The organism is Nocardia sp. 2TAF39 (assembly GCF_052114905.1).
Lineage (GTDB): Bacteria > Actinomycetota > Actinomycetes > Mycobacteriales > Mycobacteriaceae > Nocardia.
Genome location: NZ_JBFRFQ010000002.1, coordinates 96946 through 122188, shown reverse-complemented (window position 1 = coordinate 122188; position 25243 = coordinate 96946). Strand labels below are relative to the sequence as shown.

Here is a 25243-nt window from a genome sequence, read left to right as displayed (position 1 = left end):
TGGTGCGAAATCGGCGGACGCGGGTCAGCTCTCCCGCAGTGTCCGAATGAGGCCTTCCTGGACCACGGCGGCGACCAGCCGTCCCTCGCGGGTGAAGATCTTGCCGCCGGTCAAGGCACGGCCGAAACCCGCCGAGGGGGAGGCCTGATCGTAGAGCAGCCAGTTGTCGGCACGGAATGGGCGAAGGAACCACATGGCGTGGTCGAGCGACGCGGTCTGGGTCGGCTCGTGCGGGTGGATGACCTTCGAGGAGCCGAGCAGCGTCATATCGCTCATGTACGCGAGGGTGCAGACGTGGAACAGCGGGTCGTCGGGCAGCGGGTGCCGATAGCGGAACCACACCTGCTGCGGGGAGACCACGCCGTCGCGGCGAGACACGTTCTCCTGCGGCACCATACGGATGTCCCAGTGCTCCCACTCGCGCATCGCCCACAGAAGCTCGGGACTCATCGAGGTGCTGGCGTCGGGCAACTCTTCGGGTGCCTGCACCGTGGGCATCACGTCCTGATGCTCGGGACCCTGATCGCCGATGTGGAACGAGGCCGACATCGTGAAGATCGCGGCACCGTCCTGGATACCGGTCACTCGCCGGGTGCAGAACGAGCGGCCGTCGCGGATCCGCTCGACCTGATAGACCGTTGGCTCCTGCGGGTTGCCCGGCCGCAGGAAGTACCCGTGCAGTGAATGCACCTGGAACCGGGGCTCCACCGTCCGGACCGCCGACACCAGTGCCTGGCCGGCAACCTGTCCGCCGAATGTGCGTGCGAGCTGGGTCTTGGTGGACGCGCCACGGAAGATGTCCCGCTCGAGCCGCTCTATCTCCAGCGCCTCTTCGATTGTCGCCATGCGCTGAAGATTATCCCGACGGCCCGCCGCGCCGCCTCTCGGCTGTCGGTGGCCCCGGCAACTGGCCTGTGCCGGCTGTACGGCGACCGTAATGTCGGCGACGACCCATGTTTGCTGAGATGGAGCGGTGCCGCGTTTTCTGCCGATCACCCGCCACGGACTCGTCGACCGGGTGATCCGCCACGTTCTGACCACACACACCCACACGGTGATCGCCGTCGACGGCGCGGACGCCGCAGAGCCCGTCGCGCTCGCCGACCTGGTCGCCGCGGCCCTGCGCGACACCGGCCGATCCGCCGCCGTGGTCTCGGTGCACGACTACGTACGGCCCGCCGCACTGCGCATGGAGTTCGGTCGTACCGACGAGATGTCCTATCGCACAGCGTGGTTCGACTTCGCGGCGCTGCGCCGCGAGGTGGTCGATGCTCTGCGCGACCACGACCGATGGCTTCCGGCTCTCTGGGACGAGGCCTCCGACCGCTCGGCGCGCGCGACGATCCGCACGGCGCCACCCGCGACCACGATCGTCATCGCGGGCCCGATGCTCGCCGGCCGCCACCTCGACGCAGACCTGACCGTCCGACTGGACATGTCCGAGGCCGCGCTCCGGCGCAGAACCCCACCGGAAGCGGAATGGACAATCCCCGCACTGCTGCGATACGACCGCGAGAACCCTTACACACCAACCTTTTTCGTTCGATGGGATCATTCCGACCGCCCTGCGATCCGGGTAGATGAGGACAGTGTGGGATAGGACTCCCCGCCCACCTCTGCCGGCGCGGGCAGCGCAGGTCAGACCAGGCGGTGGCCACCGTCGACGTGCAGCACAGTGCCGGTGATGAACGGGTTGCGCATGACGGCGAGCATGGCGTGGGCGATGTCGTCGGGTCGGCCGATGCGGCCGACCGGCAGGCGCGCGGCGAGTTGCCGGTGGCGTTCGGTTTTCGCGGGGCCTGCGATGGTGTCCCAGATCGGGGTGTCGACCCAGCCCGGGGAGATCACGTTGACACGGACGGGGCCGAGCTCGATGGCCAAGGCGTAGCCGAGCGAAGCGAGGGCGCCGTTGACGGCGGCGACCATGGCACCGCCGGCAGCCGGGCGGTAGGCGGCAATACCGGAGGTGAAGGTGAGCGAGCCGCCGGAGACGAACCGCGCATGTTTGGCGAGCAGGGTCGGGCCGATCAGCTTTGCGGATATCAGGCTCCGGGCCAGGTCGGCGTCGAACGCGGCCACCGGCTGGTATGCGCCGGTGGCGTCGGCGGCGGTGGCGACCACGTGATCGACCGGTCCGAGGTCGGTGAACAGACGCTCGAGGTCGGCTTCGCGGGTAATGTCGGCGACCGCGGTGCGCACCGTGCCCGGCCCTTCGGCAAGGGCGCGCTCGGCGGTGGCGAGCCGTTCGGCCGAGCGGCCCGCGATCGTGACCTCCGCACCGTCGGCGAGGAGCGCGGCGGCCATGGCGAGTCCCATACCGGAACTGCCACCCACAATGACGACGCGTTCCGGTGTTGTCGTTCTTGCTGTCATGCCTCCAGCCGACCATCGGCGCGGCCGACTGTCCATGTCGCACTACCGAACTCGCCTTAGTCGTGAACTAACACCGCAAGTAGCGCACATTGGACGGCCCGGCCGCCGCGTCGTGCGGCGGCCGGGCCTGGATCGGTTGCCGCCGATCAGCGGCAACCGCGGATATCGGTCAGGCGGCGCAGGCCGGGGACTGCTGGTTGAGGTTGCTCAGCGCCTGACAGGCCCAGGCTTTCTGCACCTTCCACTTGCCACCCTCCTGGACGAAGGGGACATCGACCTGGTTCTCCTGACCGTTGATCGTGAACTTGGCCTGCGCCGTGACGCTGTCACCGAAGGCCGTGACGCCCGTGACCACGGCCGAGGCGTTGGCCTGCTTGAACGCGTCGGCCAGGCGGTTCGGCAGGCCGGGGTCGGCCTCGATACCCTGCACGAGGTCGACCTTCTCCTCGTTCGGCACCGCCGGATCGAGCGCGCGCTGCAGCAGAGCATTGAGCTGGTCGGCGGTGGGCGGGGCAGGCGTATTCGCGGTCGCCGTGGCGCTGGTCGTGGTACGGGCCGATTTGGGCGTGTCGCTCTTGTCGTCGCTGCCACAGGCCGCCAGGCTCAGGGTGGCCGCGGTGGCCAGGCCTGCGACGACGAGGCGTCCGGTCATGCGAAGCTTCAACTGTTCGTCCTTTGCGTTCGGATCGATCCCGACGGTGAGAGGGCACGACATGGCCCGTAGGGGCCATCTGATTGCGAAGCTACTGAGCGCGATTGTGAGAACTCTGAGACAACATTCTAGGCGCCGTGAGGGTTGAATCCGCGTAACGCCGCCCCTCGGGCCGCTACCCTGCCGACGGTTCGCCCGCCAGCGCGGCGACCAGTGCCGCGACCGCGGGATGGCGAACGGCGGCACGCCAGGCGGCCGCGTAGGTCACCACGAGCGGTGCGCCGCGCAGCGGCCGCCAAGCCAGGCCGGGCAGGTCGGCCGCGCGCGCAGAGCTGAGCCCGATCATGTCGGGCCGCGACGGCAGCACCGCGAGCATCTGCGCGTGCCCCATCGCGCTGTCGCTGAGCCGAACCCGGGCACCCCGATCGGCGAGCGCGCGCAGCAGCGAATCATGCAGGCCCGCAGCCGATTCGCGTGCGAACAAGATCAGTTCCTGGCCGGTGAGGTCGGCCGGGTCGAGCATCTCGGTGCCCACAAGCGGATGGCGCGCCGACATCAGGACGCCGAGTTCCTCGCGCGCAACCGGACGCTGCGCGAAGCGCTCTGGCAGGTCCACCGGTGTGCGGACCAGCGCAAAATCGATTTCGTCGTCATCGAGCAAGCGAACCTGATCGGCGGTGGTCCCTCCGGTGAGCACCATGCGTGTGCCGGGCAATCCGGCGGCGAGGAGATTTTCGATGCGTGTCGGTAGCCACGGCGGAACACCGTTCAGCAGGCCGAGCCGCAACACCGGCGCACCCGCGGCGGACGCGCGCCTGGTCTCCCGGATCGCCTCGTCCATCGCGCGCAGCACATCCCTGCCGGTGCTCAGCAGCACCGCACCGGCGGCGGTCAGCTCGACCCGGGGTTCCCGGAGCAGCAGTGGACCGCCCAGCTCGCGTTCCAGCACCTTGATCTGCTGGCTGAGGGTGGGCGTCGAGATGAACAATCGCTCCGCGGCCCGGCGGAAGTGCAATTCCTCCGCCAGGACCACGAAGTATCGCAACTGCCGCACCTCCACACGGCAGACGCTACCGGCCGGTGCTCACCAGCCACGCTCGGCCAACCGGTGCGGCTGCGCGATCTCCTCGACATTGATGCCGACCATGGCCTCGCCGAGACCGCGCGACACCTTGGCCAGCACGTCCGGGTCGTCGTAGAAGGTGGTGGCCTTGACGATCGCGGCGGCACGCTGTGCCGGGTTGCCGGACTTGAAGATGCCGGAGCCGACGAACACGCCCTCGGCGCCGAGCTGCATCATCATCGCGGCATCGGCCGGGGTAGCGATGCCGCCCGCGGTGAACAGCACGACGGGCAGCTTGCCGGTCCCGGCGATCTCGCGGACCAGCTCGTACGGTGCCTGCAGCTCCTTGGCCGCGACGAACAGCTCGTCCTCCGGCAGCGACGACAGCTTGCGGATCTCCTGGCGGATCTTGCGCATGTGGGTAGTGGCGTTGGACACGTCACCGGTACCAGCCTCGCCCTTGGAGCGAATCATGGCCGCGCCCTCGGTGATCCGGCGCAGCGCCTCACCCAGGTTGGTGGCCCCGCAGACGAACGGCACGGTGAAGTTCCACTTGTCGATGTGGTTGGCGTAGTCGGCCGGGGTGAGCACCTCGGACTCGTCGATGTAGTCGACGCCGAGGCTCTGCAGGATCTGCGCCTCCACGAAGTGGCCGATGCGGGCCTTCGCCATCACCGGGATGGAGACGGCGGCGATGATGCCCTCGATCATGTCCGGGTCGCTCATCCGGGACACGCCACCCTGCGCGCGGATGTCGGCCGGGACGCGCTCCAGCGCCATCACCGCGACCGCGCCCGCGTCCTCGGCGATCTTGGCCTGGTCGGGGGTGACGACATCCATGATCACCCCGCCCTTGAGCATCTCGGCCATGCCGCGCTTCACGCGGGCGGTACCGACGGTCTGGGTGGTCTCCGGGGTGGTCACGGCTAACTCCTGAGTCATGTGCGCCAATCGGGTCGCTCGGATTCGAACGACACGATTCTAGGCGTCCACAAAAGACCACTTGATAGCCAGTTGGAGTGGACTGGCCTGGTGTGATCTCGGATATCGCGGAGTGCGTCGGGAAGGCGCGGCAACCGTGCCTTCCCGACGATCCGCTGGTCTGCCCGGGCCCTCCCGGGGCCACGTCAGAGCGGGCCGACCACCAGCAACTGCGCCCAGTACTCCGCCGCGGCGGGCCCGAGGAGGGGCAACAGGAAATCGAACAACAGGTACGACATGAAATCAACTACCTCCACACCGAGCGAGATCGGCCCCACCTGCATCGGGACCACGACGCCGAATTCGAGTACGTCCCTGACAGCACTACCCTCCGGGCCCATGATGCACCGCGACGCTATCACGATCGTGAAACACATCACACGCCCGCACGACCGGTCAGCGGATGGAGCGGACCTCGGGATCGGCGGACCCGGAGGCGGCCTCGGCGGCCTCGGCGAGCAGTTCGTCCAAGTGATACGGGTAGACGGTTTCGCAGGAGCGGTCCAGCGCGACGATGTCCTGGACGGTGCACCATTTGTGGCCGGTGATGGAGCGACGTTCGATCACAGTCTGGTTCGCCGCATGCGGTTCGAAACCGCGCACGCGCAGGGTGAAGAACAACTCTTCGGAGCGGATCAGATCGCCGTTGAACGGGAACACCGCGACCCGACGCCAGATCGGGCCGCGCAAGCTGTCCGGGTCCGCCCGATGCCCCGTCTCCTCGTAGAGCTCGCGCACGGCAGCGGCGCGCAGGCTCTCCCCCGGCTCCACGCCGCCGCCGACGGTGAACCAGAACGACGCCTCCGGCGTCTTGGGGTCGTTGCCGCGCATCAGCAGGGTCCGGTCGTTCTCGTCGAACAGCACGATGCGGGCGGTGGTGCGGATGGTGTCTACGGCGAGGCCGGTGGACGCGGCGGGCGTGGCCCGCTCGGTGATCTCGAAGTAGGACGGCAGCGGCGCGGTGCCGCCGAGGTGCAGGATGCGCACCGGGCGCCGGGTACGCAACGCGAGTGTGTCACGCACCGCGTCGTTGTGGAACCGGCGCGCGATGAGCACGCGCGCTTCGGCGTCGGCCAGTTCGGCGACCAGTTGGGGGCGCAGGCTGCCGATGTCGACTGCCGACAACGCCGAGGACAGCTGGTTCTCGACGGTCTCCCGATCGCCGGGCCCGGCCCGCTCGGCCCGGCCCGCCAGCGCGGACAGGTGTCTGGCCTGCTTCGACAGGGTCGGATCGGACGGGCCCGCGATCGCCAAGGCGACCGACCTGGCCACCACGGCCCGCCGCGCCAAGGCCGCGTCGAGCGCCTGCCAGGACTGGTCGGAGCGCACATGCAGCCGGTCGAGGCGGTTGGCGGTCGAGTACGCCCAGAGACCGATCGCGATGACTACCGCGGCGATGAGCGCGAGGACGAGAACAGTCGTCGCGGAGAAGGTGATCATCCGGCCGCTCGTACCCGGGTGTCGCCGATGGTGACCGTCTCGTACACCCGCAGGATCTGTTCGGCCACCACTGGCCAGTCGTACTCACCCACCACCTGCGTCGCGGTGTGCACCAGCGCCTCCCTGCGCACCTCGTCGGTGAGGACGGTGTACAACGCGTCGGCCAGGGCAGCCGAATCGCCCACTGGAACGAGCATGCCCGCGGCCCCGTCGCGCAGCACCCGGCGGAAGGCGTCCAGTTCGCTGGCCACGACGGCGGTTCCGGCGGCCATCGCCTCGATCAGGATGATGCCGAAGCTCTCCCCACCGAGGTTGGGCGCGACGTAGACGTCGGCGCTGCGCATCGCCGAGGCTTTCTCCTCGTCGGACACCTGGCCGAGAAAGCGCAGGTGCCCGGCGAGCGGCCCCGCCTCACGGCGCAGCCGGTCGTCGTCACCGCGCCCCACGATGAGGATCTCCACCTCCGGAAGCCTGCGCGCCAGGTCGGGCAACGCGCCGAGCAAGATCTCCATGCCCTTGCGCGGCTCGTCGTAGCGGCCGAGGAACAGCACCGTCCCGCCCCCGCGCGGATAGCCGGGCAGCATCGGCGCCCTGGCGAACGCGGGGACGTCGACGCCATTGGGGATCTCCACCGCGTCCGACCCCAACGCCTCCACCTGCCAGCGCCGCGCCAGCTCGGAGACTGCGATGCGGCCGGAGATCTTCTCGTGGTAGGGCCGCAGTACGCCCTGAAAGGTGCTCAGCACCAACGACTTCGTCGTCGAGGTGTGGAAGGTCGCGACGATCGGCCCCTCGGCGATCTTCAGCGCGAGCATGGACAGGCTCGGCGCGTTGGGCTCGTGGATGTGCAGCACGTCGAAGTCGTTGCCGTCGATCCAACGGCGAATCCTGGTATAGGCCATGGGACCGAAGGACAATCGGGCCACCGAGCCGTTATACGGGATCGCGACCGCGCGTCCCGCTGACACCACGAACTTCGGCAGCGGCGTGTCGTCCGCCGCGGGCGCGAGCACGCTCACCTTGTGCCCTCGTTCGATGAACACTCGCGCCAGCTCGACCACATGCGCCTGCACCCCGCCGGGGACATCGAACGAATAGGGGCAGACCATGCCGATCTTCATGGCGATCCGTCTCCCTGTTCAACCCGAATGCTCGCCTGCGCGGCGGCGATTCTGGCGCGCCGTTCCGGGGACAGGTCGCTTTCCCACAGCGGTTGCAGCATGTGCCAATCGGCAGGGTGTGCGGCGATATTCGCGGCGAAACGGTCCGCCAATGCCTGGGTAACCGCCGCCACGCCACCGGAAACATCCAGCGGTGCTTCAACTTTCAGGCCCCAGTCCTCGCGGCCTTCAGCATCGACCTCGAACCACGCGTGCACCGGCAGCAGCGCGGCGCCGGTCTCGATGGCCAGTTTCGCCGCGCCCCCGGGCATCCAGGTGCGCTCGCCGAAGAACTGGACGGGGACTCCCCTCCCGGTGAGGTCGCGCTCGCCCATCAAGCACACGATCTTGTTCTCCCGCAGGCGCGCCGCCAGCTGCCGGAACGGCGGTTGCTCGCCGCCGGTCAGTGGGAACACTTCGAAGCCGAGGCTCTCCCGATAGGCGACGAACCGCTCGAACAGCGATTCCGGCTTCAACCGTTCGGCGACGGTGGTCGGATTGCCGTAATGCTGCACCAGCCAGACACCGGCAATGTCCCAGTTGCCGGAGTGCGGAAGCACCAGGACCACGCCGCGGGCCTTGTCCAGTGCGGCATCGAGGAACGGCAGCCCGTCGACCCGGTAGTCGATCGCCTTGTGGTCCATGGCGGGTAGCCGGAACGCCTCACGCCAGTACCGAGCATACGACCGCATGCTCGCGCGGATCAGCTCGTCCGGCACGTCGGCGGGCAGCACCCCGAGCACACGGGCCAGGTTGCGTCGCAAATGATTCGGCGGACCGCCGGCGTGGAATTCTCGGTTGGCACGCCGGGCGGTCCGGTCGCCACCCAATTCGAACAGCCGCCGGGCCGTCTGCTCTGGTAGCGCGCGCACCAGCCGCCAGCCCGCCACGTATCCGGCGGCACCGAGATGCTCCCTGATGCTCATTCGATCTCCACCGCCTCTCGTCCATAGCCCGCCGCGGATGTCCCGGCACCTTCGTCGACAAATCGGCGCTCGGCACAGGGTGTTGTCACGACGGGAGCCCCGGGGCGTCGGCGGCTCCCGTGCTCGGATTCCGCGGGTGGCCGGAGGGGATCACGTCGCGCGCCCCCGGCGAATTGCGCACGGCGAGCACCCGCTGGAAGACGGTGACGATACTGAGCACCGCGAGAATCCACATCGCCAGGTGGACGGCGTAGGTGAGCCAGTCGATGCCCCAGTAGCCGCCGATGCCGGTGAATCCCGCGCCTACCAGCACGATGATCAGCCGGTCCGGTCGCTCGATGATGCCGCCGTCCGCGGACAGCCCGCTGGCCTCGGCACGGGCTTTGGCGTAGGAGATCACCTGCGAGGTGACCAGGACGACGAGCGTCGCGAAGAACAGCGGCCTGTGCTGCTCATGGAAGACCGCCCACCAGGCCAGGCCGGCGAAGATGGCGCCGTCGGCCACCCGGTCACAGGTGGCGTCGAGCACCGCACCGTATTTCGTGCCTCCGCCGCGCGCCCTGGCCATCGCGCCGTCGAGCATGTCGAACATGACGAACAGCCAGATCACGATGGTTCCCCAGAACAGGTGTCCGGTCGGGAACAACGTGACCGCGGCGGCAATCGAGGCGGTCGTGCCGATCAGCGTCACCGCATCGGGAGTGAGTCCCGTGCTGACCAGTGCCCTGCCCAGCGGCGCCGTCGCCTTGGCGAACGTTTCGCGGCCGAAGAAGCTCAGCACAGTCGGTCCAGCCCGCTCATCTACGCCTCCTTCCAGGCCGCCGCGAGCAGCGCCCTGGTCTCACGCAAGAGTTGCGGCATCACCTTCACCCCGCCGACGACGGTGATGAAATTCGCGTCACCACCCCAGCGGGGCACGATGTGCTGGTGCAGGTGGTCGGCCAGCGAACCGCCCGCCACCCCACCGAGATTCAGCCCGACGTTGAAGCCGTGCGGCCGGGACACCTTCTTCATCACCCGGATGGCCTGCTGGGTGAACGCCATCAGCTCGGCGCTCTCGGCCTCGGTGAGGTCCTCCAGGTCGGCCACCTTGCGGTAGGGCACCACCATCATGTGCCCTGGGTTGTACGGGTACAGGTTGAGCACCACGTACACCAGCTCGCCGCGGGCGATGACCAATCCGTCTTCGTCGGACATCTTCGGGATGTCCGTGAACGGGTGGCCCGTCGAATCCTTGGGACCCGGTGTGGCCGCCTCCGCGATGTAGGACATCCGATACGGCGTCCACAACCGAAGCAGCCGATCCGGTTCCCCTGCGCCCGTGTCCACGATGCTTTTCTGCTCGTCCGACGCCGCGGTCTCGCCGAGATCCGCGAGCCCGTCCGGCGCGGTGCGCTCGGTCATGCCCGCGCCTCGCTGACACTCGGCCCCGCCATGACCGAGAACGCGGCTGCATCAACGGTTCGCTCGCTCATGCCCGACCCTTGTCCGCTGATCGAATCTCGAAACCCTCGGCCGTCGGCGACGCGTTCTCCCGGTGCGCGATCCACGCGACGATGGTGGCCACCGCGTCGTCCATCGGCACACCGTTGACCTGGGTACCGTCGCGGAACCGGAAACTCACGGCGTGTGCGTTCACGTCGCGCTCACCGGCGAGCAGCATGAACGGCACCTTCTGCGCGGTGTTGTTGAAGATCTTCTTCTGCATCCGGTCGTCGCTGCGATCAACCTGCGCGCGGATACCCTCGTCCTGCAACCGCTCGATAACCCGATCCAGGTGCGGCGCAAAGGCTTCCGCGACGGGGATGCCGACAACCTGCACCGGCGAGAGCCAGGCCGGGAACGCGCCCGCGTAGTGCTCGGTGAGCACACCGAAGAATCGCTCGATCGAGCCGAACAGCGCGCGGTGGATCATCACCGGCCGCTGCTTGGTGCCATCGGAGGCCGTGTACTCCAGCCCGAACCGTTCCGGCAGGTTGAAGTCCAGCTGGATGGTCGACATCTGCCAGGTGCGGCCCAGCGCGTCCTTGGCCTGCACCGAGATCTTCGGGCCGTAGAACGCGGCGCCGCCCGGATCGGGCACGAGCTGCAGGCCGGAGGCCGACGCCACCTTGGACAGGGTCTCGGTGGCCTCTTCCCAGATCTCGTCGGAGCCGACGGACTTCTTCGGGTCTTTGGTGGACAGCTCGAGGTAGAAGTCGTCGAGGCCGTAGTCCTTCAGCAGGTCCAGCACGAACCGCAGCGTGTCGGTCAGCTCGCTGTGCATCTGCTCTTTGGTGCAGTAGATGTGCGCGTCGTCCTGAGTCATACCGCGCACCCTGGTCAGGCCGTGCACCACGCCGGACTTCTCGTAGCGGTAGACCGATCCGAACTCGAACAGCCGTAGCGGCAGCTCCCGATACGACCGGCCGCGGGCGCGGAAGATCAGGTTGTGCATCGGGCAGTTCATCGGCTTGACGTAATAGTCCTGGCCGGGCTTGCGGACGGTGCCGTCCTCGTTGAGCTCGGCGTCCAGGTGCATCGCGGGAAACATACCGTCGCGGTACCAGTCCAGGTGACCGGAGACTTCGAACAGGTGGCCCTTGGTGATGTGCGGGGTGTTGACGAACTCGTAACCCGCCGCCACGTGCCTGCGTCGCGAGTACTCCTCGAGCTCCTTGCGGATGATACCGCCCTTGGGGTGGAACACCGGAAGGCCGGAGCCGAGCTCGTCGGGGAAGCTGAACAGGTCCAGTTCCAGGCCCAGCTTGCGGTGGTCGCGGCGCTCGGCCTCGGCCAGCAGGTGCATGTGCTCGTCGAGCGCCTCCTGGGACTCCCACGCGGTGCCGTAGATGCGCTGCAGGTCTTCGCGGCTCTGGTCACCGCGCCAGTACGCGGCCGAGCTGCGGGTCAACTTGAACGCCGGGATGAACTTGGTGGTCGGGATGTGCGGTCCGCGGCACAGGTCGCCCCAGACCTTCTCACCGGTTCGCGGGTCAAGATTGTCGTAGATGGTCAGCTCTTTGCCGCCGACCTCCATGACCTCGGGGTCGTCGATACCCGACTTGTCGCTGATCAGCTCCAGCTTGAACGGCTCCTTCACCAGTTCCACCCTGGCATCCTCGACCTCGACCACCCGGCGCGAGAACCGCTGCGCGCCTTTGACGATCTTCTTCATCCTGGATTCCAGCTTGGCCAGATCCTCCGGGGTGAACGGCCGCTGCACCTGGAAGTCGTAGTAGAAGCCATCCCTGATGTAGGGGCCGATGCCCAGCCTGGCGTCGGGGAACTCCTGCTGCACGGCCTGGGCCAGGACGTGCGCGGTGGAATGCCGGATGACGTTGCGGCCGTCGTCGGTGTTCGCCGCGACCGGCTGCACGTCGACATCGACGTCGGCGGTCCAGGACAGGTCCTTCAGCTCACCATCCACGCGGACGACGACGACGGTGTCCGGGCCTTTGGTGGGCAGTCCCGCCGCACGCACCGCGGCGCCCGCCGTCGTCCCGGCCGGCACCCGGACGAGGGCGACTGGGCTGATGGGGGCTGAGGTGGTCACGGCTGCGCTCTCCTTGGCGTTCTCGTGTGCGGGCTGGTTCCCGCTGGATGGGGGCCGATCGCGTGTTGGCTCCGGCGCGACCATGCTACTGTCCCGCATCTTCGACGCTTCACGCCGTACTAGTCGGATGACGCGGGATTTGTGTTCAGGTCCTAGGTTTGGCGGTCCCCCACCTCGCCGGTTTTCAGGCCGAACTGGTCGGGTGACGCAGGACCCGCGTTCAGGCCCTGCGTTGGGCGCTCCCCGCCTCTCCGGGTCTTCAGGCCGAACTGGTCGGGTGACGCAGGACCGCGTTCAAGTCCTGCGTTGGGTGCCACTCCGGTTCTGGGCGTACCCGGCGAGTTACCCATGTCCGCACGAAATCGGTTGTCACTTCGGTTGTCACTTCGGCCGAAACATTCACGGTGTTTCCTCAGTTCTCGGCGGCGAGGTCCGCGAGCAATGCATTTCGCTCGGCGGCGGGTCGTTTCGGGCAGCTGATGCACATTTCGCAGCCGGGCAGCTCGAACACCAGGCAGCAGGAGATGCGGCGCACAAAGGTGCGTCCGCCGATCTCGACGAATCGCGGCGCCGGCAGTTTGCCGCCGATTTCGGCAGCCAGCCGCGCGCCCACGTCGGGCGACCCAGCGTCCAGCGCTCGGTTGCCGATCGCATCGGCGGCAATCGCCCACAGCGATGGCACGCCCGCGCCGGACACCTCGGCGACCGGCGCGATCACCGCGGCCAGCGTTTCGCCCAGCGCCGTGGCGCGGCCGACCGGCTCGTCGGCCGAGCGGCTGTGCACCCGTTCGACGCCGCCGTCGGAACGCACCTCGCAGTCCAGCCGGTCCAGCGCGGCATCCGGCGCCTGCTCACCGTGCGCGTACGCCCGCGCGATCCCTTCCACCAGCGCGGAGGCGACCATGCACCACCACAGCGTGCCCGCGATCCGGGGCGATGCGGTCCCCCAGGAGCGGCCCATCTCCGCGATCCGCGCGGCCAGCCACTCGGGCTCGGTGAGCCTCCGCCCCGGGACGTTGTTCACCGCTGCATGGGGCTGCGCAACCATTCCCATTCGACTCCGATCCAGCTACCCACGATCCCGAACGTTCCCAATGCCCACAGTGTCGCCAGGACCAACGCGGCGGTGGCGAACGCAGCGAATACTCGCATGACCGGACCCTGAGCGGAATACCACGCCATACCCTGCTGGTATTTGACCCGCAGCCAGCCGAGTATCCGGCGCGCCCAGGCGAATTCGGTGGCGAGGATGCCGAGCCCGGCGAACACGATCGCCCAGCCGGGACCGGGATAGGGAATTGCCAGGATGCCCACCGCGAGCACGGCGACCCCGGCCACCGCGACCCCGATCCGGTAGGCGAGGTTCAGCGTAGGTCGGCGCGCAAGCCGGGTTCGGAAGGCGCGCCAGCCGGTCTGCTTGTCCGTCGAGCTGGTTTCCAGATCCGCGGTCACATCCCCAGGGTACGAGAATTCGACCACACCGAATTCCGCTCCCATGTGCCCGGTTGCGGCGAACCCGCCCGAGCGGTGCAGCCCGGTCGGGTTCGCCCATCCCCATCGATCACACGAGCTCCGGAGCGTCGCGGCGACCAGCATCATCGATGTTCGCCAGCCCGTCCACGGTCACCTCGACGACCCGCGCGGTGGCGATGTCGAAGAACAGCCCCGACACCGTGACGCCGCGCTCGGCGACCGCCTTGCGCACCGCGGGGTGCCGGTGCAGCATCTCCAACTGCACCGCGACGTTCACCATGCCCAGCTGGTCCACCTCGCCGAACCCGGCTGCCTGCGCCGCGACCGCCACCGGATGGCCGAGGCGGAACCGCTCCAGGCTCGGCCGGGCGTGCGCGAGCCATGCGTCGACGCCCGGGACCTCGGTCCCGGTATGCAGCGCCGCCATCGCTCCACAGGAGGAGTGTCCGCACACCACCACAGAGCGGACGTTGAGCTGCTCGAGCGCGAAGACCAGCGCGGCCTCGACCGACGCGTCACCCTCGACAGGCACCAGATTGCCCACGTTGCGCACGGTGAACAGGTCACCGGGACCGCTGTTGGTGATGACATTCGGCACGACCCGCGAGTCCGAGCAGGCCAGGAAGAACGAATCCGGGTCCTGCTTATCGCGCAGCACGTCCAGGTGCGGTCGCACCACGTGCGCGTGGCGGCGGTGGTAGGCCGCTATGCCCGCCGCAACCGGGTTCGCGTGCGCCTCGTCGCGGCGCCACGGGCCGAGAATGTCGTCCCAGACCGAACGGGCGAAGCTGCGCGCGGGCGGCCCCGCGGTCGCGTTGGCCATCCTGGCGCCGCCGATCTCCACGAAATCGACGCTGCCGCCGTTGTTCGCCTGCTGGCGCGCCCATTCCTCGATGGCCTCGAAGACCGCGTGGTCGAGGAAGTCGACGGTCATCTCGACCGTCACGTCGGCGTCCGCGGGCACCTTCGCGAGCTCCGTCGACAGCTTCGGCAGCGCGAGGAAGGTGGCCGAGCCGTCGATGGAGACCAGCCAGCGCTGCGAGGCAGGGATCTGCGCGGCGGTGATGGATACCTTGACCACCCGCCACAGCAGCAGGCCGAACGCCACCCCCAGACCGATCAGGACACCCTCGAGCAGGTTCAGGAACACCACGCTGAGCACTGTGACGGCGTACACCAGCAGATCGCCGGTCCGCCGGGCCATCCTGACGTGCGCCAGCTTCACCAACTGGGTGCCGATCACGATGAGCAGACCGGCCAACGCCGCCTTCGGGATCTGTTCCACCACCGAGGCCAGCGCCACCGAGAACACCAGGACCCAGACGCCGTGCAACACGGCCGACGCCCGGCTCCGCGCGCCCGCCTGGACGTTGGTGGCGCTACGCACGATCACTCCGGTGACCGGCAGGCCGCCGAGCAGGCCCGACAGTACGTTGGCCGACCCCTGGCCGATCAGCTCACGGTCGAAGTTGGTGCGCTTGCCGGAGTGCATCTTGTCCACCGCCACCGCGGACAGCAGGCTCTCCACGCTGGCGATCAGCGCGATGGTGATGATGGTGACCACCAATGCCGACCAGTTTCCGCTGGGCAGCTGCGGGAGGCCGATCGCATCGAACAGCGAGCCGTTCAAGACGATTCGCTCGGCGCCCGTCGGCCATACCAGCGACAACACGGTGCCCGCGAGAACCGCGACCAGTGGGCCGGGAACCACACGGACCTTGGCGGGCAGGTACTTCCAGCCGATCATGATCGCGATCACGACCACGCCGATGAATGTGCCACCGCCGTGCAGCGACATCAGTTGTTCAGGCAGCTCGGTGATGTTCTTCCACGCGGAACTGTGCGACGAACCGCCGAGCAGCACGTGAACCTGTTGCAGCGCAATGGTGATGCCGATACCGGCGAGCATCGCGTGCACCACCACCGGCGCCACCGCCAATGCCGCTCTGGCAATCCGGCTGAGCCCGAACAGGATTTGCAGCAGACCGGCCGCACAGATAATGAAACCAGTTGTCTTCCAGCCGAATTGGCTGATCGTCTCGGCCACGACGACAGTGAGGCCCGCGGCGGGGCCGCTCACCTGCAGGAGCGAGCCGCCGAGCAGTCCAGCGACGATACCGCCGATCACGGCGGCGATCAGGCCTGCAGCGACCGGGGCGCCGGAAGCGACGGCGATGCCGAGGGACAACGGCAGCGCGACCAGGAAGACCACGATCGACGAGGGCACATCATGTCGAAGAATCGAGGTGAAGCGGCCGGATAAGGGTTCAGAGCTGCGGACCGAGCCCGTCTCTGTGGGCGGTGACAGTGGCGGGGCTACGTGATCGATAGCCATGACTCTCCTTCGCCGACTCGGCAGGTTCGCCGAGGTCGGTTGACGATCAACATGTCCAGCAGGGCACAAGACCGCGAACCGGCATCTCGCGGTGAAGTAGTTCCCAACACAGCGATGGGTTGAGATGTAAACCGCAACAAGTCTATTGGTAAAGACTTAGCAAAGCCTGAGAAGTTAGCGGATTGTGTGTAATTCCCCACTGTTCGCTCGCCGTTATCACTGTGACCTGCCGCACAACCGCGCCGCGCCGGTACCAGGACCGGTGCATTTCCGCTCCGCCGCTGTCAGACCGGCTCCGCCGCGGTCTCTTCATCGCCGAACTCCGCAATGCCGTCGATGGTGACCTCGATCACTCGCGCCGTGGCGATGTCGAAGAACAGCCCCGACACCGCGACGCCGCGCTCCTCGGTGCCTCTGCGCACGACCGGATGCGCATGCAGCGTCTCGAGCTGCACCGCCACGTTCACCATGCCCAGCTGGTCCACCTCACCGAACCCCGCACGCGCCGCCGCGTCGGCCACCGGATGCCCGAGCCGGTAGCGCTCCAGACTCGGCCGCGCGTGGGCGAGCCAGTCACCGAGCCCGGGCCCCGCCTGCACCTCGCGGTGCAGTGCGTCCATCGCCCCACATGCGGAGTGGCCACAGACCACCACCGCGCGCACGTCCAGCTTCTCCAGCGCGTAGATCAGCGCAGCCTCGACCGAGACGTCGCCGCCCGGCGTCGGGACCAGGTTGCCCACGTTGCGGACGGTGAATAGGTCACCCGGTCCGCTGTTGGTGATGACGTTGGGCACGATGCGCGCGTCCGCGCAGGTGAGGAAGAACGAGTCGGCTTCGGGCCGGTGCCGCAGCCCGTCCAGGTGTGGGCGCAGGAGATGAGCGTGGCCACGGTGGTAGGCAGCGATGCCCGCCACGATCGGATCCTCCCGGTTGCCGGTGCGCCGCCACGGTCCGATCACCTGGTCGATGACCTGCCTGGAATGCCCACGCTCGGGCGGTCCGGCCAGGGCCGTGGCCATCCGCGCGCTGCCGATCTCGGCGAATTCGACCGTGCTGCCGGCGGATTCGCGCCGACAAGCCCAATCGGTGATCAGTTCATAGGAGGCGTGGTCGAGGAAGTCGACGGTCATCTCCACGGTCACGTCGGCGTCGGTAGGCACCTTGGCCAGTTCCGCGGTCAGCTTCGGCAGCGCGAGAAAGGTGCACGTGCCGTCGATAGTGACCACCCAGCGCCGTGAGCCGGGGATCTGCTCTGCGGTGATTGTCGCGCGGACCACCCGCCACAACAGCAGCGCAAACGCAAGCGCGAGCCCGATCACCATGCCCTGCAACAGGTTCAGGAAGACGACGCTCGAGACCGTCGTCGCGTAGACATAGAGGTCGCCGGTGCGCCTGGCCAGCCGGATATGCGCCAGCTTGATCAGCTGCATACCGATCAGAATGAGCAGCCCCGCCAGCGCCGCGGTGGGGATCTGCCGCACCAGCCCGGCCAATGCCACCGCGAACAGCAGGATCCAGACTCCGTGCAGCACCGTCGCCGCCCTGCTGCGCGCGCCCGCGTGCGCATTGGTGATGCTGCGCACGATGACCGCCGCGATCGGCAGGCCGCCGAGCAGGCCGGAGACGACGTTGGCCGATCCCTGCCCGATCAGTTCTCGATCGAAGTCGGTACGGGTGCCCGGCCGTGCCTTGTCCACTGCGATGGCCGACAGCAGGCTCTCCACGCTGGCGATCAGAGCGATCGTGATCATGGTCAGCACGATGACCGTCCAGCTACCGGAGGGCACCGCAGGCAGGCCGACGGAATCCAGCAGCGAGCCGTCCAGCACAATGCGCTCGACGTGGGTCGGCACGACCAGTGACAACACAGTCGCGGCCACTACCGCTACCAGCGGTCCTGGAATCACCCTGATCCGACCGGGGACGAACCGCCAGGCCATCAGGATGACGATGACGACGAGGCCGATGCAGAGGTCGCCCTTGTGCACGGACCTCAGCTGATTCGGCAGGGCGACGAGACTGGCGAACGACGAGCTGAGCGAACTCCCGCCGAGCAGCACGTGCACCTGTTGCAATGCGATGATCACGCCGATGCCCGCGAGCATGCCGTGCACCACTACCGGGGCGATGGCCAGTGCGGCGCGCGCCACACGGCTGAGCCCGAACAGGATCTGCAGGATCCCGGCACCGATGGTAATGAAACAGGTTGCGGCCCAGCCGAAGTTGTGCACGCTCTCGGCGACGACCACGGTGAGGCTCGCGGTCGGCCCGCTCACCTGAACCGCGGAGCCGCCGAGCAGTCCGGCGACGACGCCGCCGACGACGGCCGCGATCAGCCCCGCGGCGACGGGGGCGCCCGAAGCTACCGCGACGCCGAGCGAAAGGGGAAGGGCGACAAGAAAAACCACGATCGAGGCAGGTAGGTCGTTGCGACCGATACTGGCCATGCGTGCGGAAAGGCCTACGCGCGGCGGCGTCAGCGGTGCGGAATCGGTGTCGGTGGACATATTTCTCCTTCGCCGGGTCGAGTCGATCCGGTTCATCGGTCAAACATGTTCTGGCATCGAATGCGTGCGGCGAGCCGCTCGACCGCTCGTGGAGCGGCGACCCATGACGCGAAGGTCCGACTGATAGTAAAGACTTCGCAAAGCACATGGAAAGGTTTTTGCTACCCCCGAGGACAACCGCTACCAAACTGTGACCCAGGTCACAGTGCCGCAAAATGGTTTGCAGAGACGTCGCATGTTTGGCCCAGCGGCCGGAGTCGCCGGCGCATCGGCGATGCCGATCGACCGAGAGACGAAAGAAGACCGGGCGAGGAACGCACCGGTCTTGTTCGATGAAGTGGTCCCAGCTGGGATCGAACCAGCGACCTTCCGCGTGTGAGGCGGACGCTCTCCCGCTGAGCTATGAGACCTGAGTTTCATTCCGGGCGGGATGCCCTCCGGACGAGACGAAACATTAGCACGCACCACGGGCGGTCCACCAAATCGCCACCTGGACAGGGACGGTCCAAGGCATCGGCGAGAGGCGGTCACCCTCTCGGCGCCCGAACACGATTCGAGTCAGCTGAGGCTGATCTCGACCCGACTTCGTTCCCCGGCACCCGATCCATGCGGAGTGGAGTTCGTCGATGTCATCTCCACGTCTGGCGATGGCACCATCCGACGAGCCCCTCATCCCTCACCAACCACATATGCCACTGCGGTCACAGTAGGCATCCTCCCCGATTTACCCCTTTCTACCAGCGGATTTGTACCTTTCGAGAAGCGTCCGCTAATGTTCTGTCTCGCACCACGGAGGCCGGAACAGGCCCCCGAGAGGTCGAAATGCGGATGTAGCGCAGCTGGTAGCGCATCACCTTGCCAAGGTGAGGGTCGCGGGTTCGAATCCCGTCATCCGCTCGAGAGGTAGGGCCAGGCAACATTGGTACGCCGTCCCCCTTTGCGCGGTGGAGTGGCCGAGTGGTGAGGCAACGGCCTGCAAAGCCGTGCACACGGGTTCGATTCCCGTCTCCACCTCGCGCGATTAGCTCAGCGGGAGAGCGCTTCCCTGACACGGAAGAGGTCACTGGTTCAATCCCAGTATCGCGCACCACGTAATATCAGGTCAGACCCGGTTTTACCGGGTCTGATTTTGTTTGTGCCCGACGGACCTCTCATCTCATCGTTCGTGAACACCAGCCACACAACTCGACACCAGCATCAGCAAATGCCCTTGCCTGCACCCTGCCTGGGGTGAACGCCTTGCTGATCCGCCGGGAACCCCACCTGCTACGGGCGCAATCCTCCGAGCCGGACACAAGTGTCGAGCAGATTCTCATTCGCGACTGGGATGCGGGCTGGTTGTCACGGAATGCCCTTCAGCGCCGCAGCCCCAGCCGTCGTGGAGGTCGCGCACCATTATCACGCCGAGCCGGTCCGGCACAGATCTACTGACGGATCCTGCCCCCAACCAGAAATCGAGCGTCGTAAAACCGAAGTCGAGGAGACTGGCGGCTCCGGTGGAGTCTGTCGACCTCGGCGATGCCGAGTGCGAGTTCGTCCAGACGTTCCCAAGCGTTGTGATGGCCCATTCCGGTACGAGCGGAAGATTTCGCGGGCGCACGGAGAGGTGAGCGCGGCGGTCTCTCACGATGCCTACGGTTTTGCTGTGCAGGTACGGGGCCCGTGCGGGCACGACACCTCGGTGGCGCCCAGCAGTTTCGCGGCGAAGATGGGATGTCGGTGGACGGGGATACGCTGTGCCCCACATAGCCGGAGCCGAGTCAGGGGGTTGTCGCGTGACGGTCAGCGCGGGGGTCACACACAGAGAGACGGCTGCCGAGGACACCGATCTCGAACTGCTCGATCTGCAGGACGACATCTCGTTCGGGCTCGAAGAGGTCAACGAAGTGCTCGCCGAACTGATCGCGATGCAGGCCGAGCGTAAAGCCAAGGACGGAGAACTGCTGGCCGCGCGGCTCGGGATCCGCGGCGAGAAGCCCGAAACGCTGGCACGGATCGGCGCGCGCTACGACCTGTCCCGCGACCGGGTGCGGCAACTGCACACCAAGGCGGTCGGCCAGATGATCCGGATGGCGCAGTTGACCGGGCACCGGGCTCCCGCCGTGCTCGGCGCGCGGTACCCGCTCGACGCCATGGATCGGCAGTTGGTGCGGGCACTGCTGGTGGAGACGTACATGACCGACACCGACGTCGCCGCCACCGAGCTTTCGTACCTGAAGCTGCGGCTGGCCGGGCACGCGCCGGAGGACGCGAAGCGGATCGCCGGGTTCGTGGCCCAGCGGATCGCGGCATGGCAGAAGAAGACGAACCGGCGCCTGGCCAAGCTGCGCGATGCCGAGCCGCGCGCGACCAGTCAGCTCGATCCCTGGTTGGCACAGGTCGATTGGCCAGGGACGGATGCCGCCGCGGTGCCCACGTCCTGCGCGCGCACAGTGGACGGCGATGACGACGGACGCGGGCGCTTCTACCTGGACAAGGTCGGACGCGACGTGCCGTTCGACTCCGGTCTGGAGGCCCGGCTGCTGTGGATCCTCAACGCGAGCGATCTGGTCGAGACGTTCCAGGAGCAACCCGCCGCGGTCGGCTACGACCTGGACGGTGCGGAGCGCGTCCTCTATCCGAGCATCGCCGCCCGCCTCACCGACGGCCGGGTGGTGCTCATCGATGTCGAGCCGCTCGGCCATGTCGCCTTCCACGTCAACCGGACGAAGGCGTCGGCGGGTCGCGCGTACGCGCACGCCAACGGGTGGGGGTGGCTGGTATGGACGGGAAGTCGGATCGGCATCCCCGACCTGCTCGCGCGCCCGGTCGCCCCGGCAACCGAGAGCACGCTGCGCGACCTGGTCGCGCGCGGCCCGGTGCACTGGACCGCACTGCGCCAGGTCCGCGGTGCGACCGGCTTGGAACTGCTGGACTTCCTCACGCTGGTACTGCGCAACGACTGGCGGTGGGACCGCGCCCCATTCCGGCTCAGCGCACCACCATCGCCCCGGCCACGAACGTGACGATCAGCAGCATCGCGCAGCAGGTGACCAGCTGCCAGTGACCGATGGTCTGCTGAAGGTTGACGATGGTGCTGCGCAGGGCATTGTCCACCCGGTGGTGGTCGGCGATCTTTCGGCGAGCCGCAGCGAGGGCCTCGGCCCGCTCCTGCGCGGCTTGCTCCGCGCGTTCCAGCCGCGTGGTGAGCTTCGCCAGGTGCTTCTGCCTGTCCCGCAACGTTTTCCGGGTCACCGCCAGTGCGGTTCGCTGGTTGACCAGCTCCTGGCGCTGCCGGGCAATGACGGTGGCCTGTGTCCTCGTGTGGTGCTCCCAATCGGTCACGGTGGCCCAGCCTCCTGTCCTCTCATCCCGATAGCCCCAGACGATGTCACCGCGCACCCATCCCTCGATGAAGTCACGCAGCTCGAAGGGCTCGCGCCGCGGCGCCGCCATTGCGTGTTCGGTGTCCAATACGCCCGTGATCGCGCGATAATCGCAGGCGGCGGGCTCGAAGTCCGCGATGCCCAGCGCGTGCAGGTACGGCACCCAGTAGCCGGGAGGGCACAACCACAGCACGTCCGCGCAACCGGCGGCGCGCAGTCGCGCGGTGTGCTCTTGCGCGAGCGTGCGCTCCAACGGCCCGCCGCGCACCTCGATCGCATACTCCCGATCACCTGTACGCCAGTAGACATCCACCGGCAGCGTCCCGATCCGGTGATCCACCTCGGCCTCGTCGGCGCCATAGGCGAGCAGCCTGCCGCACAGCCAGTACTTCAGCCGCTGCATATCCCACTGAGCGGCGGTACATTCCGGACACTTGCACGCGTAGCCGACCGACGACCCACGAGCCCGGCCCGGCCAGTCCCCGATACCCAATTCGGCGAGCATCGCTCTGCGCCCGCAGGCGATGTCCGCCCGCTGCTTCGTTCTCACGCGACCACTCTCCGCACAAACCACCGCAGGCCCGGCGACCCACGCCATAGATCAAGAGTGCGTCAGACTTCGCTACCTCGCCAGCCCCCTTTACCCCGCGCTCGGGTGTGCCACGCACGATGGCATTCGGTGGAGTGGGCGATGTACGCTGCGGCACAAGGAATTTCATAATGCCATGCGGTCCCGCAAAACGCGCTGGTATCGGCGGATTCACTGTGCGGCCATCCACTGCCGATCGCCCGCTTCGGCCGCGTCTGTACGCCCTCATCGCGGGCGAGGCGATCCTGCAGGACAATGGCAGGCCGGCGGGACTTGCACTGTTCCGGACAAACGGGATCGCGGTGCCGTCCGCCTGCGTGGACCAAAATCCGTGCGCATACGCTGCTTTGATCAGGTCAACGGATCGGCGCACCGCCGATCCTTCGCGAGCCGCGGATGACCAACGGGGCGGATAGAATCGTCCGGCCGAGTGCGAGCTGGGCCGATACGGGGAAGTAGGTATTGGATGGAGCACGGTCAGCAGACCGGTGAGTCGATCGGCGCGATGTTATCGAGTATCGCGTCGACCCTCCGAGAGGTCAGCGACAAGCTGGACGCGGTGGCGGCCCGGATGGACGGTGCGCCCGCCGTGGCGGACGAGCAGACCATCGAGGGCCGGTTGGCCAAGCTGGAGGCGTGGGCTTTCCATGTCGGCCAGGACATTTCCGGCATCGATGCCAGAGTGGAGCGTCTGGAGTCCGGTCAGGACACGCCGTCCGTAGATCGCGAGAGCGTGGACGAGCGCCCGGCGACCCTACCTCGGGCGGCCGCCGGTCGACGCGGCGCAGGACAGTGGGAGCGCCACGCCACACCAGCCCAGACTTCCGGGGCAAGCGAATCGCGCGAAAGCTCGAGCGGTTCCCGAAACGGCGTGCCTCGACAGAACGTACCGCGCGAGCCGGTTCGCATGGCAGAGGAGCTGAACTCCGCTCCGCCGTCGGGCTTCACCCCGACCCGCGAACCCGTGGTGACCGCGCTGGACCCGAACGCCACTTCCGGACAGAGCTTCACCGCCCCCGTTCCCAACTTCACCGCACACACCCCGCGCGAACCCGCGCCCAACTTCACCGCGCCGACGTCTCGCGAACCCACGCTCGACTCGCCGACGCCGCGGGAACCGATCACCGCGCACCAGGAATCGCTCACCGCACCGCGTGAAACCGTCGCGTCGCCGCAACCCACCCTGTCTCGAGAGAACCCCGCGTACGAGAGCATCATCGCCTCCGTCGACGACGCCGACCCGGGCCGGAACCATGGCCGCTCCGGGAACGGGACCGCTCCCGATGCGCACGCCACCGGGCTCACGGGCGCGCACCGCGCCACCGACGAAGACCGGGCGCCGGTCGAGAACTCCCATGTGGACAAGCTGCAGGCCATGCTCGACGAACTCAAGCGGACCGCCGCCGCTCCGCTCGGCCGCTCCGATATCTTCGGACCGCCGGCGGGCGACCCGAACTCGACCGGCTACCAGTCCGACCGCACCGACCCGCCCCGCAGGTCCAACGACTACCGGCTCTCGAGCCCGCCGCCGGTGTCCTGATCACCCCTACCGCGCCGCTGTTTCGGCGGCCGGACCGCGCCGGCCGACCGCAGCAGGATCTCATGAACGAGATCGCGCAGCCAGCGATGACCGCCGTCGGCGCTGTTACGCGGATGCCACGCCATCCCGATCGCGACCTCCGGCAGCGGTAGCGGGATCTCGAACGCGCCCAGCCCGAGCGCGGGTAGCGCGGAGGCGCTGAGCAGGGCGGGCGCCGAACAGACCAGGTCGCTGCCCCGCACGGCGAACAGCGCGCTGGTCAGGTTCGGCACGGTGGCCACCACACGCCGAGTGCGGCCGTGCAAGGCAAGACGGTCGTCTATCGGTCCGTGCGCGCGGCCGTGGCGCGAGATGCTCAGATGCCGTGCCGCGGCGTAGGCGGCGACGGTGACGCGATCGGTGACCAGCAGGTGGTCGGCCGCGGCCACACCGATCACCCGGTCGGCGAGCACCCTGCGGACCGTGGTCTCCGGATCCGCTTGGTCGATCACGCCGACCTCGAGGTCGACGCGTCCGTCGCGCAGAGCCGAGGTGCCCTCGAGGGTGTCGGGCAGGAACCGCAGTGTTACGCCGGGCGCCTGCGCACGCGCCGCGGCCAGCAGAGGCGCGGCCAGTTCGGTGAGCACCATGTCGCCCGCTTGGACCGCGAAGGTCCGCCTCAGCGCCGACGGATCGAGCTCGCCACGCGGGGTCAGCAGCGAGCGTCCCTGCTCGACCAGGGTGCTGACCTCGTAGCGCAATTCCAGCGCGCGTGGGGTCGGCACCAGCGATCTACCAGCTCGCACGAGCAGCGGATCGTCGAGCACACGGCGCAGCCGGGTCAGGGTCCGGCTCATCGCGGGCGGCGAGGTATGCAGGCGCCGCGCGGCCAGGGTGACGCTGTTGGTGTCCAGGAGCGCGTCGAGGGCTACGAGCAGATTCATATCCAGCGCATCCACCCTTGGATTATCACCAATGCAATGAGTGGTTACGGACATTGCACTCGTGATACTCCGGGGCGAGTCGCAGCCATCGCAGTGTCGCGCTCGCCCGGACGGTTCCCGGCTCTTCGTCGCCACTCCTCTCCCGACCACAGACGCCGTACGCACGGTCTGGAAATCGACGTCAGCCATCCCGCCAACGGACACGCCGAGCCGGTGCACGTCGCGGTGACCGACCGCCTCGGGTGGGACAACGGCGGGGTCGCGCACGACACGGATCCCGCTTCCTCGACGCACTGTTGAGCGTGTACGACGCGTCGACCGACGCACTGGTGCGACCGAGGGAGGCCGCGGCCCGATCACCATCGTCTCCATGGGCGACGG

Annotated in this window: 21 protein-coding genes and 4 tRNA genes; 6 read left to right on the top strand and 19 right to left on the bottom strand. The window is 67.8% G+C overall.

The genetic code is table 11. The features are described from left to right. Nucleotides 1-24: 24 nt before the first annotated feature. Complete coding sequence (locus tag AB4Z47_RS02075; RefSeq protein WP_441947438.1) at nt 25-846, bottom strand: acyl-CoA thioesterase; 822 nt, start codon at nt 844-846, stop codon at nt 25-27. Nucleotides 847-973: 127 nt separating this feature from the next. On the opposite strand from AB4Z47_RS02075, the gene AB4Z47_RS02070 reads away from it, so the two are divergent. Beyond that, a complete protein-coding gene (locus AB4Z47_RS02070) occupies nt 974-1600 on the top strand; it encodes a hypothetical protein (protein WP_441947437.1) in 627 nt (208 codons plus the stop codon). Nucleotides 1601-1638: 38 nt separating this feature from the next. Here AB4Z47_RS02070 and AB4Z47_RS02065 read toward each other — a convergent pair whose 3' ends face one another. The 16 genes from AB4Z47_RS02065 to AB4Z47_RS01990 form a co-directional block, all read right to left on the bottom strand. Next, nucleotides 1639-2373, bottom strand: a complete 735-nt coding sequence (locus AB4Z47_RS02065) for an SDR family oxidoreductase (protein ID WP_441947436.1) — start codon at nt 2371-2373, stop codon at nt 1639-1641. 169 nt (nt 2374-2542) lie between these two features. Further along, nucleotides 2543-3025: a hypothetical protein gene (locus tag AB4Z47_RS02060; protein ID WP_441947435.1), complete on the bottom strand. Its 483-nt coding sequence runs from the start codon at nt 3023-3025 to the stop codon at nt 2543-2545. A gap of 175 nt (nt 3026-3200) precedes the next feature. Continuing rightward, entirely contained in the window at nt 3201-4085 is an 885-nt protein-coding gene (locus tag AB4Z47_RS02055) for a LysR substrate-binding domain-containing protein (RefSeq protein WP_441947434.1), read from the bottom strand. 24 nt (nt 4086-4109) lie between these two features. Next, on the bottom strand, nt 4110-5030 hold the full coding sequence (pdxS, locus tag AB4Z47_RS02050; protein WP_441947433.1) for a pyridoxal 5'-phosphate synthase lyase subunit PdxS: 921 nt from the start codon (nt 5028-5030) through the stop codon (nt 4110-4112). Between the two features lie 185 nt (nt 5031-5215). Beyond that, nucleotides 5216-5410, bottom strand: a complete 195-nt coding sequence (locus tag AB4Z47_RS02045; protein ID WP_441947432.1) for a hypothetical protein — start codon at nt 5408-5410, stop codon at nt 5216-5218. Nucleotides 5411-5465: 55 nt separating this feature from the next. Next, nucleotides 5466-6506 (bottom strand): NUDIX hydrolase, encoded by a 1041-nt coding sequence (locus AB4Z47_RS02040; RefSeq protein ID WP_441947536.1) that lies wholly within the window; start codon nt 6504-6506, stop codon nt 5466-5468. Continuing rightward, nucleotides 6506-7630, bottom strand: coding sequence for a glycosyltransferase family 4 protein (locus AB4Z47_RS02035; RefSeq protein ID WP_441947431.1), 1125 nt, complete (start codon nt 7628-7630; stop codon nt 6506-6508). Before AB4Z47_RS02035 ends, AB4Z47_RS02040 begins: the two co-directional genes overlap by 1 nt. After that, nucleotides 7627-8595, bottom strand: coding sequence for a phosphatidylinositol mannoside acyltransferase (locus AB4Z47_RS02030; RefSeq protein ID WP_441947430.1), 969 nt, complete (start codon nt 8593-8595; stop codon nt 7627-7629). The genes AB4Z47_RS02035 and AB4Z47_RS02030 overlap by 4 nt, the downstream gene beginning before the upstream one ends. 85 nt (nt 8596-8680) lie before the next feature. Further along, the gene (gene pgsA, locus AB4Z47_RS02025; RefSeq protein ID WP_441947429.1) at nt 8681-9376 is read right to left on the bottom strand and encodes a phosphatidylinositol phosphate synthase; all 696 of its coding nucleotides are present in this window, start codon (nt 9374-9376) and stop codon (nt 8681-8683) included. A gap of 20 nt (nt 9377-9396) precedes the next feature. Then, entirely contained in the window at nt 9397-9999 is a 603-nt protein-coding gene (locus tag AB4Z47_RS02020) for an HIT family protein (protein WP_441947428.1), read from the bottom strand. A 67-nt stretch (nt 10000-10066) separates the two neighbouring features. Beyond that, entirely contained in the window at nt 10067-12130 is a 2064-nt protein-coding gene (gene thrS / locus AB4Z47_RS02015) for a threonine--tRNA ligase (protein ID WP_441947427.1), read from the bottom strand. Between the two features lie 412 nt (nt 12131-12542). Further along, the gene (locus AB4Z47_RS02010; RefSeq protein WP_441947426.1) at nt 12543-13154 is read right to left on the bottom strand and encodes a (2Fe-2S)-binding protein; all 612 of its coding nucleotides are present in this window, start codon (nt 13152-13154) and stop codon (nt 12543-12545) included. Continuing rightward, nucleotides 13151-13582 carry a TIGR02611 family protein gene (locus AB4Z47_RS02005; protein ID WP_441947425.1) on the bottom strand — a complete coding sequence of 144 codons (432 nt, stop codon included), beginning with the start codon at nt 13580-13582 and terminating at the stop codon, nt 13151-13153. The genes AB4Z47_RS02010 and AB4Z47_RS02005 overlap by 4 nt, the downstream gene beginning before the upstream one ends. A 109-nt stretch (nt 13583-13691) precedes the next feature. After that, complete coding sequence (locus AB4Z47_RS02000; protein WP_441947424.1) at nt 13692-15938, bottom strand: SulP family inorganic anion transporter; 2247 nt, start codon at nt 15936-15938, stop codon at nt 13692-13694. A 284-nt stretch (nt 15939-16222) separates the two neighbouring features. Further along, a complete protein-coding gene (locus AB4Z47_RS01995) occupies nt 16223-18445 on the bottom strand; it encodes a SulP family inorganic anion transporter (protein ID WP_441947423.1) in 2223 nt (740 codons plus the stop codon). A 338-nt stretch (nt 18446-18783) separates the two neighbouring features. Continuing rightward, nucleotides 18784-18855 (bottom strand) — tRNA-Val (locus tag AB4Z47_RS01990). 414 nt (nt 18856-19269) lie between these two features. Here AB4Z47_RS01990 and AB4Z47_RS01985 point away from each other — a divergent pair. The 4 genes from AB4Z47_RS01985 to AB4Z47_RS01970 all read left to right on the top strand — a co-directional run bounded on the left by AB4Z47_RS01985 (nt 19270) and on the right by AB4Z47_RS01970 (nt 21450). Next, a tRNA-Gly gene (locus tag AB4Z47_RS01985) sits at nt 19270-19342 on the top strand. Nucleotides 19343-19388: 46 nt separating this feature from the next. After that, nucleotides 19389-19459, top strand: a tRNA-Cys gene (locus AB4Z47_RS01980). Between the two features lies 1 nt (nt 19460). Continuing rightward, nucleotides 19461-19535: transfer RNA gene (locus AB4Z47_RS01975), tRNA-Val, on the top strand. 685 nt (nt 19536-20220) lie between these two features. Further along, the gene (locus tag AB4Z47_RS01970; RefSeq protein ID WP_441947422.1) at nt 20221-21450 is read left to right on the top strand and encodes a sigma factor-like helix-turn-helix DNA-binding protein; all 1230 of its coding nucleotides are present in this window, start codon (nt 20221-20223) and stop codon (nt 21448-21450) included. On the opposite strand, the gene AB4Z47_RS01965 is transcribed toward AB4Z47_RS01970, so the two are convergent. After that, complete coding sequence (locus AB4Z47_RS01965; protein WP_441947421.1) at nt 21416-22360, bottom strand: hypothetical protein; 945 nt, start codon at nt 22358-22360, stop codon at nt 21416-21418. The two genes, AB4Z47_RS01970 and AB4Z47_RS01965, sit on opposite strands and share 35 nt — an antisense overlap. Nucleotides 22361-22865: 505 nt before the next feature. On the opposite strand from AB4Z47_RS01965, the gene AB4Z47_RS01960 reads away from it, so the two are divergent. Continuing rightward, on the top strand, nt 22866-23939 hold the full coding sequence (locus AB4Z47_RS01960) for a hypothetical protein (protein WP_441947420.1): 1074 nt from the start codon (nt 22866-22868) through the stop codon (nt 23937-23939). Here the strand turns inward: AB4Z47_RS01960 and AB4Z47_RS01955 are convergent. Continuing rightward, nucleotides 23906-24868 carry a LysR family transcriptional regulator gene (locus AB4Z47_RS01955; protein WP_441947535.1) on the bottom strand — a complete coding sequence of 321 codons (963 nt, stop codon included), beginning with the start codon at nt 24866-24868 and terminating at the stop codon, nt 23906-23908. The two genes, AB4Z47_RS01960 and AB4Z47_RS01955, sit on opposite strands and share 34 nt — an antisense overlap. Nucleotides 24869-25243: the final 375 nt, after the last annotated feature.